This is a genomic window from Rhizobium sp. 18065 (assembly GCF_902706095.1).
GTDB lineage: Bacteria > Pseudomonadota > Alphaproteobacteria > Rhizobiales > Rhizobiaceae > Allorhizobium.
This window is the reverse complement of the sequence record NZ_CACSJP010000012.1, coordinates 87751-99985: the sequence shown is the minus strand read 5'-3', so window position 1 is coordinate 99985 and position 12235 is coordinate 87751. Positions and strand designations below refer to the sequence as shown.

Sequence of the window (12235 nt, the reverse complement as noted above, 5' to 3'; positions counted from 1 at the left end):
GATCAGAGCCCCATTCCGAGAATCTTGCCGACAGTGAATATGTCCTTGTCGCCGCGACCGCAGAGATTCATGACAATGATCTGGTCCTTGTCCATCGTCGGCGCGCGCTTGATGACTTCGGCAAGAGCGTGGCTCGGCTCAAGCGCCGGAATGATGCCTTCGGTCCGGGTCAACATCTGGAAGGCGGCGAGCGCCTCGTCGTCCTTGATCGGCACATATTCAACGCGGCCCATGTCCTTCAGCCAGGAGTGCTCTGGCCCGATGCCCGGATAGTCGAGACCGGCGGAGATCGAGTGACCTTCCTTGATCTGGCCGTCGCCGTCCTGCAGCAGATACGTGCGGTTGCCATGCAGGACGCCCGGCGAACCCGCCGTCAGAGAGGCGCAATGCTCTTCGCCCTCAAGCCCCTTGCCACCGGCTTCGACGCCAACGATCCGGACACTTTCGTCATCCAGGAACGGATGGAAAAGGCCGATCGCGTTTGAACCGCCACCGACGGCTGCGATCAGCATGTCCGGAAGACGGCCTTCGGCCGCCATAAGCTGTTCGCGCGTCTCGCGACCAATCACCGACTGGAAGTCGCGGACCATTTCTGGATAGGGATGCGGGCCAGCGGCCGTACCGATCATGTAGTAGGTGTCATCGACATTGGTGACCCAATCCCGCAGCGCCTCGTTCATGGCGTCCTTCAGCGTTCCGTGTCCGGCCGTCACTGGCTTCACCTCGGCGCCGAGCAGCTTCATTCGGAAAACGTTCGGTGCCTGGCGCTCGACATCGGTCGCGCCCATATAGACGACACAGGGAATGCCGAAACGCGCAGCGACGGTTGCCGACGCCACGCCATGCTGGCCGGCACCGGTCTCTGCGATGATGCGGGTCTTGCCCATGCGCTTGGCAAGCAGGATCTGACCAAGGCAATTGTTGATCTTGTGCGAACCGGTGTGGTTGAGTTCGTCACGCTTGAAATAGATCTTCGCGCCGCCCAGTTCTTCCGTCAGGCGCTCGGCGAAATATAGCGGGCTCGGCCGGCCTGTATAATGGGTGTTCAGATGCGCCAGCTCAGCCTGGAATTCCGGATCGGTCTTCGCCTTTTCCCACTCTGCCTGGAGGTCGAGGATCAGCGGCATCAGTGTTTCGGCAACGAAGCGGCCACCGAATATGCCGAAACGGCCGTCTTCGTCCGGACCTTCCCGGAAGGAATTGGGTTTGGGTGTTTCGTTCACTTGACACTCCCTGATACCGGTACGCGGCGCGAGGCATCAGCGACCGCCGCAAAAAACTCGTCCATCATCTGCAGATCCTTGACCCCAGGCGCGCTTTCGACGCCAGAGGAAACATCAATCCCACGGGCGCCCGTTTCGCGCAGGGCGTCAGCGATATTGTCCTTGTTGAGCCCACCGGAAAGCATGTAATTCACACTTTCGTCAAGCGAGCTGAGTAGGCGCCAATCAAAGGTTACGCCGTTTCCACCGGGCAGGTCCGAGCCGACCGGCGGCTTCGCATCGAAGAGAAACCGGTCAGCAATGCCTATATAGGGTTCGATCCGCTTCAGGTCATCGGGCTCGCGGATCGAAAATGCCTTCATGATCGGCAACCCTGTCATAGCCTTGACCGTCAAAAGCCGATCCGGGCTTTCATGTCCATGAAATTGCAGGATATCGGGACGCAGCAGCGCGATGATTTCGTCCAGGTCGTCGGCATCTGCATCGACGGTTACAGCAACGATCTTGGCACGGCCGCGGACGCGGTCCGCAAGGGTCCCCGCAATGTCCGGCTCGATGTTACGCGGGCTCTTGGCGAAAAAAATGAAGCCGATATGGGTCGCCCCGCGCTCAACAGCGCGATCGACAGCCTCCGGCGTCTTCAATCCGCAGATCTTGATATCGGGTCTCATGGCAGCGAATTCGCACGAAATCGCCAAAGAGTCGAGCCAAATTGCGACCTATGCTGAACGGTCAGAGGCCGATCAGCTGAAGTCGATCGCATGAAGCGCAGAGCCATGGCGTTTCAACCATGCCTTGGATTCATCCATGTGCGGGCAGAGTTCCCTGCAAAGTGTCCAGAATGCCGGACCGTGGTTCATTTCACGCAGATGCGCGACCTCATGGGCGGCGAGATAATCGATCACCGGCGGCGGCGCCATGACGATCCGCCAGGAGAAACTCAGCTTGCCATCCCAGGAACAGGATCCCCATCGGCTGCGCGTATCCTTCAAGCTGAGGCTCCTGATCGGTTTGCCGACCGACCGGGCGTGTTGCTCGGCCAAACGCTCCAGGTCCCGACGCGCTTCCTTCTTGAGAAAATCGCAGATACGGCGGGGCAGATGATCCTCGAGACCACTGACGCTGAGGATATGGCCGATTTCGCTGTCGATCGACTGGGTCAGTCCACGCATCTGTCCGGAGTGGACAATGCGGTGCTTGATGCCGCGCAGCGTGATCTCGCCACCATCCTCAATCGCACCGCCAACGGACTGCCGCGCAAGCCGGGTCCGGAGCCAGCCCTGATGGCGATCGAGGAAGTCGTCAATGTCGCGCTCCTTGAGACCATGAGGAATGGTCATCTTCAATGCCCGGCCGCCGGGCTCGATACGCAGCGTGATGCGTGTTGCCCGGATGTTCCTGCGGATCGTCAGAGGCAGTTCCCGGCCATCGACAGCCAGCGTCCTGTCCAGCGCTATACTGGACGTGCGTGTGGCGGCGGGCTTTTTGAACAGGGAGAACATCGATGTCTTTTAGCCGATTCGTACGGGAAAATGACGCATAAAAAGGCCGGCATCAAGGATGCCGGCCTCGTTTGGTCGCGCAAGCACACCGTCAGTTGCCGGAATTGCCCATCGGCGCAATCCCCTGATCGGCAGATTTCACCTGTTGGCGATCGCGCATGAAGCGATCGAATTCTTCCTGGTCCTTGGCGCGACGCAGTTCACGCCCATAAGCGTCGAACTCCGCGCGCATTTCGTCGAGCCTGCGACGCTCTTCATCAAGCCGATCGAGCTCTGCCTTGCGCCAATCGTCGAAGGCGACATTGCCGGTGGCCGAAGTCGAACCCTGATAGCGGCTCGAGCGGCACCAGGCAAAAGCGTCGTCCGCCTTGCGGTTGGCTTCACGCTTGAAAGTCTGGAACTTGTCGCCAAACAGAATGTAGGCAAGCATGGCAAGGCCGAGCGGCCAGAATACCATGAATCCAAGTACCATCAGGACGACGGTCGCCGGAGTCCAATCCGGTCGAAGCAATGCTGACTGGTTCATCATCGATTACCCTCGTTTCATCGGGGGCAGGATGCCGACCGATGGAATCGATGTGGGAAACGGCAGGCTGGCGTTCAAGAGAAAAGCGGATCCAAATGAATAACCATCTGAATCCGCTAATGTAAATCGGATCTAGTAGCTCGCGCTTTAGCTCGCCTTGCCGCCCTTGATAACGCGCTTTACCGGCGTCGCCTTCACGCCCTTGCTGTGCTTGGCAGCGAAAGCGATGATGCGAGGGGCGATTTCCCTGCGGAAACGCGAACCATTGAATACGCCGTAGTGACCGACATCCGGCTGCATGTAATGCATTCGCATCTCATCCGGAATGCTGCTGCAGATCGTCTGCGCCGCCTTGGTCTGTCCAACGCCGGAGATATCGTCGTTCTCGCCTTCAACCGTCAGCAGAGCGACATTGCGGATCGCCTTGGTGTCGACCGGCTTGCCACGATGCAGCATCTCGCCCTTCGGCAGAGAATGCTTGATGAAGACCGTATCGACGGTCTGGAGATAAAACTCGGCGGTGAGATCCATCACGGCCAGGTATTCGTCGTAAAAGTCGCGATGCTTCTCCGCGGAGTCGCCATCATTCTTGACCAGATGGCCGTAGAATTCCTTGTGCGCGATCATATGGCGATCCAGGTTCATCGACATGAAACCCGAGAGCTGCAGGAAGCCAGGATAGACGGAACGCATGACGCCCGGCTGCGGCCACGGAACCTGCATGATGACATTGTCGCGGAACCATTCGATCGGCTTGTTCTGCGCCAGCTGATTGACGGCTGTCGGATTGATGCGTGTGTCGATCGGGCCACCCATCAGCGTCATCGACGCCGGCGCGCAGGTATCGCCATCAGCTTCCATAACAGCGACCGCAGCCAAGACCGGAACGGACGGCTGACAGACGGCGACCACGTTGGTGTCCGGGCCGAGATGATGGAGTATCTCGATCACGTAGTCGATATAGTCATCCAGATCGAAGTCACCATCGGTTACCGGCACCATACGGGCATCGATCCAGTCGGTGATGTAGACGTCGGCGCTCGGCAGCAACGCCTCGACCGTACCACGCAACAGCGTGGCATAGTGGCCGGACATCGGTGCAACGATCAGAATACGGGGGCCCTTATCCGTGCCGGCCGGAAGATGGCGCTTGAAGTGGATCAGGTCGCAGAATGGCTTGCGCCAGACCACCTCTTCCTCAACGGGAATTGCTTCACCGTTGATCGGCGTTGTCGGAAGACCAAATGCCGGCTTTCCGTAGCGGCGCGTGACGCGCTCAAACACTTCGAAGCCGGCCGAAAAGCTACGGCCGACGACCGTGTGTGACCAAGGGTTGAGAGGGTTTTTCCAGGCCAGGTTCATCGCATCCGCTGTCGCGCGAAACGGCGCCATAACAGCATGGTTGAGTTCATAGAGCTGATAGAACATCGCTTGGCTCACCTTCCGGTCGTGTTGGGCATATAAGCCCATTTCGATATGCTACACTAACAGAGTTTTTGCAGTGCAAAAGCCTTTTGATGCGTAGCATCCAAGGAGTGTGAGGCACGCGCATACCCGTTCAGACATAAGCTGACTGAAAAGACTTAAAGTTCCCATCACATCCGCTGGTTAACCGTTATCCGCGTCCGCTTGAGGGATTTGTGCGACAGCGAAGGAAGTGCTGGCAAGGGTTTGGCAATTGCGCCATCTTGTGCGGGCAAGCCTGCCAAAACTGCAAAGGAACCCTATGACCACCAGCAATAGCCGTCAGTCCGAGCACAAAGTTGATTCGGTATTTCTCGACCGTTGGTCTCCGCGCGCTTTCGACGACAGCATCATGCCGAAGGCGGATCTGCTGACCATTCTCGATGCCGCCCATTGGGCACCGTCCGCGTTCAACTACCAGCCCTGGCGTTTTGTCTACGGCCTCAAGGGCACTGCCGAATTCGACAAGTTGCTCGGCATCCTGAATGAGTTCAACCAGGGCTGGGCCAAGACGGCCTCGGCACTGGTCATCGTGTTTTCCGACACGCTGAGCCGCCCGGCGGATGGCTCTGCGCCAAAGCCATTCCGGAGCCACAGCTTCGATGCGGGCGCAGCCTGGGGTCTTCTGGCGCTCCAAGCCGTCAAGTCAGGTTATTTCGCCCACGGCATGACCGGCATCGACTTCGACAAGGCGGCGGCAGATCTCGGCGCTCCGGACGGCTTCCATGTCGAAGCCGCCATCGCGATCGGAAAGCCCGGTGACAAGTCGGTCCTGCCGGAAGGCCTGCGTGCCCGTGAAATGCCAAACGACCGCAAGCCGCTGAGCGACGTGGCGTTCGAAGGTGGCTTCTGACAGCATGTCGAGATTAAGAGTTTCACGTGAATCACGTTAACTATGATTCACGTGAAAACTGCGGACAAACAAAATGGCCACATTCCCGGGAATGTGGCCATTTTGTTTGATGATTGCCGACCAGATCAGATGTCGAGATTGGCAACGTTCAGAGCGTTTTCCTGGATGAAATCACGCCGTGGCTCAACTTCGTCGCCCATCAATCGTGCGAACAGGCTATCGGCATCTGTCGCGTCATTGACACGGACCTGGAGCAGCGAACGAACGTTCGGATCGAGCGTCGTTTCCCACAACTGCTCGGCATTCATCTCGCCAAGGCCCTTGTAGCGCTGCATGGAAAGACCCTTGCGGCCGGCAGCAAAGATATGGTCGAGCAAGGCTCGCGGGCCAGACATGTCGGTCTTGCCATCCTTGCGCGCCAGAACCGGCGGCTCGGAATAGATATCATGCAGACGCGGCGTCAACTGATCGATATGGCGGGCATCGGACGAACCGATCAGCGCAACATCGACGGCTGCCGTTTCTTTCACACCGCGCACCATGCGCTCAAACCGCAGGCCACCCTCGTCAGTGACAAAGCCTTGCCAGCCGCGCTCGGTTTCCTCGGCGATCATGTCGAGGCGGCGCGCGACTTCCGCAGCGGTTGCCTCGGCGCGGGCGCGGTTGTCGGTGAGTTCGGGATTGAGTGCACCGGCAATTGCCGCCTGCTCGATGACATTGCGATTGTAGCGCGAATGCAGACCTTCAACGAGAGAACGCAGGCGAAGGGCATCCTGGATGACATCGCGCAGATCCTGACCGGCGCGAACTTCACCATTGGCAAGCGTCAGGGTCGCTTCCTCGATACCCATGGTGATCAGGTACTCTTCGAGTGCCTTCTCGTCCTTGAGATACTGGACCGACTTGCCGCGCGACACCTTATAGAGCGGCGGCTGGGCGATGTAGAGATGGCCGCGCTCGATCAGTTCCGGCATCTGGCGGAAGAAGAAGGTCAGAAGCAGCGTTCTGATATGCGCACCGTCCACGTCAGCATCGGTCATGATGATGATCTTGTGGTAACGCAGCTTGTCGGCGTTGAACTCATCCTTACCGATCGACGTTCCGAGCGCCGTGATCAGCGTGCCGATTTCCTGGCTCGACAGCATCTTGTCGAAACGTGCGCGTTCGACGTTCAGGATCTTACCGCGCAGCGGCAGGATCGCCTGGCTTTCGCGAGACCGGCCCTGCTTTGCCGAGCCACCAGCCGAGTCACCCTCGACGAGGAAGAGTTCGGACTTGGCCGGATCGCGCTCGGAGCAATCGGCGAGCTTGCCGGGCAACGAGGCGATGTCGAGAGCGCCTTTGCGGCGGGTCAGTTCACGCGCCTTGCGCGCAGCTTCGCGCGCGGCAGCAGCTTCAACGACCTTTCCGACGAGGATCTTGGCTTCGCTCGGATGCTCTTCGAACCATGTGCTGAGCGCCTCATTCACCAGGCTTTCGACCACCGGGCGAACTTCGGACGAAACAAGCTTGTCCTTTGTCTGCGAGGAGAATTTCGGATCCGGCACCTTGACCGAGAGGACAGCAGTCAGGCCTTCGCGGCAGTCTTCGCCCTGGAGCGTGACCTTTTCGCGCTTGGTGATACCCGAGCTTTCACCGTAGGACGTTACCTGACGGGTGAGCGCCGCGCGGAAACCCGCCATGTGGGTGCCGCCGTCGCGCTGGGGAATGTTGTTGGTGAAGCAGAGCACGTTCTCGTGGTAGCTGTCGTTCCACCACATGGCCACTTCGACCGTGATACCGTCCTTTTCGCCGCGGATGGCCACCGGCTTTTGCACCAGTGGCTTCTTCGCACGGTCGAGATAGACAACGAATGCTTCGAGACCGCCGTCATAGACCATTTCTTCCTGGCGGATATCCGAGCGACGCTTGTCGGTCAGCAGAATACGGACGCCGGAATTGAGGAAGGCCAGCTCGCGCAGGCGATGCTCCAGCGTGTTGTAGTCGAATTCGATGTTGGTGAAGGTGTCCGGGCTTGGCAGGAAGGTGACTTCCGTGCCGGAGCGGCCTTCGTAGTCGCCGATGACGCGTAGCGGCGCGTCGGCCACGCCATGGGTAAAGCTGATCTCGTGGACCTTGCCGACACGACGGATCTTGAGGTTCAGCTTGACCGACAGCGCATTCACGACCGAAACGCCTACGCCGTGCAGACCACCCGAAACCTTGTAGGAATTCTGGTCGAACTTGCCGCCGGCATGCAGCTGGGTCATGATGACCTCGGCAGCAGACACACCCTCGCCGGTATGGATATCCGTCGGAATGCCACGACCGTTATCTGTCACGGTGACCGAGCCGTCTGCGTTCAATGTGACCGTGACGATGTCGGCATGTCCGGCCAAGGCTTCGTCGATCGCGTTGTCGACGACTTCGTAGACCATGTGGTGTAGACCTGAACCATCGTCCGTATCACCGATATACATGCCCGGCCGCTTGCGGACTGCATCCAGTCCCTTGAGCACCTTGATCGAGTCGGCACCATATTCGGCCGGTCCATCATTTTCCGTGATCGGCAAGTCGGTCATTCAGCAATCTTTCCAGTCAATTCTCAAAGGGTCTGCCTGATTCGAATCAGCAGCTTCAAGCGGCTCGACTATAGGGGTTTTGATATCAGTTCCAAAGGCGCGAGCATTGTTTCCCGTGGATATCGCGGGATTTACGCCTTTCACATCCGATTTTTGGCAGCATCAAGGACGTCCTGCAATTGCCTTAGCACATCCGGCGGCAACTGGCGAATCAGGCGCGCAAGGTCATTGGCAAAGACGGTGTAGTCAGGCGCCATGCCGGCCGTGTCGAGAACGACACGCGGATCAGACTGCCGTGCGGTCGCAAACAGTTCGTCGGCCTCGTCCCAGATGATGTTGAAATAACCGGCGACGCGCTGGAGGAAGTCGAAATTCGGCAGGCCACGCTTTCCGTGTTCCAGCGCCGACAGATAGGCCGGCGAGACACCGATCGCCGCCGCCATCTGCTTTTGCGAAACGCCCTTGCGTTCCCGCAGTTCGCGCAGCGCATTGCCGAAGGGGGTCATCGACGATCCACTCCATGGCGCGAAAGACGAACATAGAGAGCGCCCTCCCCGCCGTGCTGACGGGCGGCGGGCTCGTAGGACGAAATCAGAAAGCGAAATTCCGGCATGGAAAACCAAATCGGCACCGCTCGTTTCAACGCGCCTTCGCTGCCGAGTGAACTGCCCTTGCCGGTGATGACCAGCACATGACGCAAACCGCGTTCATGGGCGCGGTGAAGGAAATCGAACAGCATGCCATGCGCTTCGCTCTGGATCAGGCCATGCAGATCGATGCGTGCTTCCAGAGCCAGATGGCCGCGCGACAGCTTGCGCTTGACCGGTCGTTCTAGCGGGTGATGGGTTCCAGATGGTTTGCGCGGGCCAGCAACCTGGCTGTTTTCGACGCTTGCGGGCAAAGCGAGGGCAGCCTTGGTCGGTACGGTATGTTCCGCTTCTGCTTCGACCTGGAATTGCTTTTCAAATTCCAGCAGATCTTCCAGTCGGCCAGGCATCGCGCGCGTCGAGCGGGCCACCTTGCCCCAGAGAATGCGATCTTCCGGATTGAATTTTGACCCGCCTGACACTCAGACAAACCTCGCTGCTGCCTGCTTCGGGATCAATATATAGAAGTCTGCCGCATCGCGCACGGCACCGGCCAATTCTCCGGCCTCGTCACCCGAGCCGGTGAAAATATCGCCACGGGCAGAACCGAGGATCGCCGATCCGGTATCGAGCGCCAGCATCAGCCGGGCGAATGGCGCACCGTGATCGAGGCTGGTCAGTGTTTCGGCATGAATGAAGAATGGAAATCCGAAAGTGTGGATCAAGCGATCCACTGCCAGCGAGCGACCTGCCACCAGCGGCACTTTGGCGGCGGCAATTGGTCCCTGGCACAGATCATCGACTTCGGCTTCGCGGAAGAAGATGTAGGAGCGATTGTGCCAGAGGATTTCGTCAACACGCTTCGGATGCGCGGCCAGCCAGGCACGGATCGACTGCATCGATATTTCAGCGTCCGGGATTTCCCCGAGATCGATCAAAAGTCTGCCAATGCCGGAAAACACATGCCCCGCCTTGCCGGCATAGGTTATGCGTTTGATGTTTCCATCCGGATAGCGCAGACGGGCTGCTCCCTGGACATGGGCGAAGAAGACATCGACCTTTGATTTGGCCCAGGCAATCTCCAGATCGCGCCCGTCCAGATAACCCTCGTCGATCGCTCGTCGATCCGGATAATGCGAAATCACGCCGCCAGCCTGATGTGCAAAGACATAGGATGGATCGATGGAGGCTGGCCGATTGTTGTCATCCAGATCGATCAGGTCTGACGGACGGCGGTAGAATGGAAATCGGTACTCATCGTCCGGGCGGCTCGATACCGGCACCTCGGGCTCGTAGAATGCAGTCACACGACCGGATGAGCCATCGAGCAATTCGATACGAAAGGGCTGACAGCGCTCGTCAAAAAAGGCGCGCGCTGAGGCGTCGTCGCTTGGATCGACCTGCTTTGCCTCTTCGAACAACGGCAAAAGGTCGCTGGCGTTCAAGCCAAGCGACCCGGTGCGATAGGGTTTAACGTCCGTGATATATGTCCGGCATGCCTGCATCGCCGGAAAGAGTGCCGAAGGGTCGTCCTTCTCCCAGCCCGGAAGATCTTCGAAGCGCACCGGCTTCAGCCGAAAATCGACACGGCCTTCAGTCATTGTTCTGCTTCGGTCGCGATCAGCTTCCAGTTCGGATCACGCGAACGAATGTCGCGTGCGAAGGTCCAGACGTCGTTGACCTCAGAAACGGCTTCCGCATCGCCATCGATCAGGGCACCAGCCTTGTCGTAGGTGGCCGTAATCAGTTGGCTGGCAATACGAACGGTTACCTGCTCCTCGCTGTCACGAACGGATGCCTGGGTGATTTCCGCTTTTTCAATGCCGACGAATGTTGACTTGATCACTTCGCCGCGGCTTTCGCGATCCGCAATGGCGCTTTCGAAGCCTTCGAGGACATCCCGCGACAGAAGGGTTTTCAAGGTCTTCCGGTCGCCATCGGCATAGGCCATGACGACCATCTCGTAAGCCATCTTGGCGCCGTTGAGAAATTCCTTCGGATTGAAAGCGGAATCGTGCCGGGTCAGTTCACGCAACTGATCGTTCAGCGGTGTGCCAGGCTTGGCGAAAGCGTCAATTGCAGCAAAACGATCCTCGCCATTGCCCTCTTCACGGCGTGGCAGGGTTACAACCTTGCTGTCGTCGGCCGGATCTTTCGACTGGTCGCGTTGCGCCAAAGGATCAAGCGGCGGCTTTTCATGCCCGGTCCGGCGTCCAAGGACGCTTCGCAGCTGGAAAAATATCAGCACCGCCGCCACAAGGAAGAACAATGTAACAAAATCATTTGATCCCATGGATACCGCCGGCCTTGATTGAATTTACTTATTCGATCTCCCATATAGTCGTCAGCGCCGTATCATTCAAATGGCAATCTTTGCAAAGAGTTTGCGCCGGCTCTTGCGATCGCATCGACACGTGGCGTTCGGAGACCGTTATGCGCATATCCCTGGCGCTCATACTGCTTGCGCCACTCGCTGAAATCGCCAGCCTCATTCTTGTAGGTCAGGCCCTGGGTGTGATGGCAACGCTCGGTCTTGTCCTGCTCGCCGGTATCGTTGGCCTGTTTCTTCTGCGCATTCAGGGGGCCGGCATCTTGCGGCGGCTGCAGACGGAGGCCAGCAAAGGTGTCGATCCGGGCCGCGAGCTTGTTCATGCCTCACTGCTTGTCGTTGCGGCATTTCTCCTTCTCGTTCCCGGCTTTGTCGGCGATGTGATCGGTCTCCTGCTGTTCTTGCCTTTCGTTCGCGACTTTGCCTGGCGCCTGGCCAAGCCGCGCATCGTGGTCAAGCGCAGCGGTTTCACCACATCTGATTTCAGCTACCAGGCCGGCAAGGATGCATCCGTGGTTGATCTCGACGAGGACGAATATCGTCGCGATCCAAATCCCGGTTCTCCCTGGCGTGGGCCGCGCATCGGTGACCGCTAGGCTGCGGCTAGGCCCGGTGCCGAGGGTTGTAAGCGCAAAGCCTAGATGTTAGATGGCCTTAGCAAAACACGCTTCGAGGAAAAGCCCTATGGCCGACGACAATCAGGGAACAAGCAGCCCTTCCCTCAACATTCTTGCCCAGTACATCAAGGATCTGTCCTTTGAGAACCCGGGTGCGCCGCGCTCGCTGCAGGCTCGCGACAAGGCGCCGGCGATCAACATCAATGTCAACGTCAATGCCAATCCGTTGACCGAAACGGATTTCGACGTCGTTCTGGCGCTGACTGCCGAAGCCAAGGAAGGCGACAAGGTCGTCTTCGCAACCGAACTGGTCTACGGCGGCGTCTTCCGCATCACCGGTTTCCCGCAGGAACATATGCTGCCGGTTCTCTTCATCGAGTGCCCGCGCCTGCTGTTCCCGTTTGCCCGTCAGATCATCGCCGATGCGACCCGCAATGGTGGCTTCCCGCCGCTGATGATCGATCCGATCGACTTTGCGCAGATGTTCGCCCAGCGGGTTTCCGAAGAGCAGGCACGCGCCAAGGTTCAGGGCGCCCCGAACTGATCCGTTACACTTGATTTCAGACTTTCAAA

The 12235-nt window shown here is 58.7% G+C and carries 13 protein-coding genes; 3 read left to right on the top strand and 10 right to left on the bottom strand.

Annotation, left to right across the window (positions count from 1 at the left end; genetic code table 11):
• Positions 1-2: 2 nt before the first annotated feature.
• The 5 genes from trpB to GVK95_RS21950 form a co-directional block, all read right to left on the bottom strand.
• Positions 3-1223 carry a tryptophan synthase subunit beta gene (trpB, locus tag GVK95_RS21970; RefSeq protein WP_159952822.1) on the bottom strand — a complete coding sequence of 407 codons (1221 nt, stop codon included), beginning with the start codon at positions 1221-1223 and terminating at the stop codon, positions 3-5.
• Positions 1220-1894, bottom strand: a complete 675-nt coding sequence (locus GVK95_RS21965) for a phosphoribosylanthranilate isomerase (protein WP_159952821.1) — start codon at positions 1892-1894, stop codon at positions 1220-1222. Before GVK95_RS21965 ends, trpB begins: the two co-directional genes overlap by 4 nt.
• Positions 1895-1966: 72 nt before the next feature.
• A complete protein-coding gene (locus tag GVK95_RS21960) occupies positions 1967-2725 on the bottom strand; it encodes a SprT family zinc-dependent metalloprotease (RefSeq protein ID WP_159952820.1) in 759 nt (252 codons plus the stop codon).
• 91 nt (positions 2726-2816) lie between these two features.
• Positions 2817-3251, bottom strand: a complete 435-nt coding sequence (locus GVK95_RS21955) for a DUF2852 domain-containing protein (RefSeq protein WP_037074656.1) — start codon at positions 3249-3251, stop codon at positions 2817-2819.
• A gap of 147 nt (positions 3252-3398) precedes the next feature.
• Positions 3399-4679: a polyhydroxyalkanoate depolymerase gene (locus GVK95_RS21950; RefSeq protein ID WP_159952856.1), complete on the bottom strand. Its 1281-nt coding sequence runs from the start codon at positions 4677-4679 to the stop codon at positions 3399-3401.
• Positions 4680-4977: 298 nt separating this feature from the next.
• Here GVK95_RS21950 and GVK95_RS21945 point away from each other — a divergent pair, with 298 nt between their 5' ends.
• Positions 4978-5568, top strand: coding sequence for a nitroreductase family protein (locus tag GVK95_RS21945; RefSeq protein ID WP_159952819.1), 591 nt, complete (start codon positions 4978-4980; stop codon positions 5566-5568).
• Positions 5569-5693: 125 nt separating this feature from the next.
• Here the strand turns inward: GVK95_RS21945 and gyrB are convergent, their stop codons facing one another.
• From gyrB to GVK95_RS21920, 5 genes are all read right to left on the bottom strand, one after another.
• Entirely contained in the window at positions 5694-8129 is a 2436-nt protein-coding gene (gene gyrB, locus GVK95_RS21940) for a DNA topoisomerase (ATP-hydrolyzing) subunit B (protein ID WP_159952818.1), read from the bottom strand.
• Positions 8130-8269: 140 nt separating this feature from the next.
• Positions 8270-8635 (bottom strand): helix-turn-helix transcriptional regulator, encoded by a 366-nt coding sequence (locus tag GVK95_RS21935; protein WP_007605667.1) that lies wholly within the window; start codon positions 8633-8635, stop codon positions 8270-8272.
• A complete protein-coding gene (locus GVK95_RS21930) occupies positions 8632-9198 on the bottom strand; it encodes a Smr/MutS family protein (RefSeq protein WP_159952817.1) in 567 nt (188 codons plus the stop codon). The genes GVK95_RS21935 and GVK95_RS21930 overlap by 4 nt, the downstream gene beginning before the upstream one ends.
• Positions 9199-10317 carry a murein transglycosylase A gene (locus GVK95_RS21925; RefSeq protein ID WP_159952816.1) on the bottom strand — a complete coding sequence of 373 codons (1119 nt, stop codon included), beginning with the start codon at positions 10315-10317 and terminating at the stop codon, positions 9199-9201.
• Entirely contained in the window at positions 10314-11009 is a 696-nt protein-coding gene (locus GVK95_RS21920) for a Tim44/TimA family putative adaptor protein (protein WP_159952815.1), read from the bottom strand. Before GVK95_RS21920 ends, GVK95_RS21925 begins: the two co-directional genes overlap by 4 nt.
• A 140-nt stretch (positions 11010-11149) precedes the next feature.
• Between GVK95_RS21920 and GVK95_RS21915 the strand changes: the two genes are divergently transcribed.
• Both GVK95_RS21915 and secB read left to right on the top strand, forming a co-directional pair.
• A complete protein-coding gene (locus tag GVK95_RS21915) occupies positions 11150-11641 on the top strand; it encodes an FxsA family protein (protein WP_159952814.1) in 492 nt (163 codons plus the stop codon).
• A gap of 88 nt (positions 11642-11729) precedes the next feature.
• On the top strand, positions 11730-12206 hold the full coding sequence (secB, locus tag GVK95_RS21910) for a protein-export chaperone SecB (RefSeq protein ID WP_007605662.1): 477 nt from the start codon (positions 11730-11732) through the stop codon (positions 12204-12206).
• The last annotated feature ends 29 nt before the right edge of the window (positions 12207-12235 follow it).

Coding starts and splice junctions, on each gene's coding strand:
- GVK95_RS21950 (WP_159952856.1), bottom strand. CDS start 4,679: ATGTTCTATCAGCTCTATGAACTCAACCATGCTGTTATGGCGCCGTTT.
- GVK95_RS21920 (WP_159952815.1), bottom strand. CDS start 11,009: ATGGGATCAAATGATTTTGTTACATTGTTCTTCCTTGTGGCGGCGGTG.
- GVK95_RS21935 (WP_007605667.1), bottom strand. CDS start 8,635: ATGACCCCCTTCGGCAATGCGCTGCGCGAACTGCGGGAACGCAAGGGC.
- GVK95_RS21945 (WP_159952819.1), top strand. CDS start 4,978: ATGACCACCAGCAATAGCCGTCAGTCCGAGCACAAAGTTGATTCGGTA.
- GVK95_RS21925 (WP_159952816.1), bottom strand. CDS start 10,317: ATGACTGAAGGCCGTGTCGATTTTCGGCTGAAGCCGGTGCGCTTCGAA.
- GVK95_RS21915 (WP_159952814.1), top strand. CDS start 11,150: ATGCGCATATCCCTGGCGCTCATACTGCTTGCGCCACTCGCTGAAATC.
- GVK95_RS21960 (WP_159952820.1), bottom strand. CDS start 2,725: ATGTTCTCCCTGTTCAAAAAGCCCGCCGCCACACGCACGTCCAGTATA.
- GVK95_RS21965 (WP_159952821.1), bottom strand. CDS start 1,894: ATGAGACCCGATATCAAGATCTGCGGATTGAAGACGCCGGAGGCTGTC.
- GVK95_RS21955 (WP_037074656.1), bottom strand. CDS start 3,251: ATGAACCAGTCAGCATTGCTTCGACCGGATTGGACTCCGGCGACCGTC.
- gyrB (WP_159952818.1), bottom strand. CDS start 8,129: ATGACCGACTTGCCGATCACGGAAAATGATGGACCGGCCGAATATGGT.
- secB (WP_007605662.1), top strand. CDS start 11,730: ATGGCCGACGACAATCAGGGAACAAGCAGCCCTTCCCTCAACATTCTT.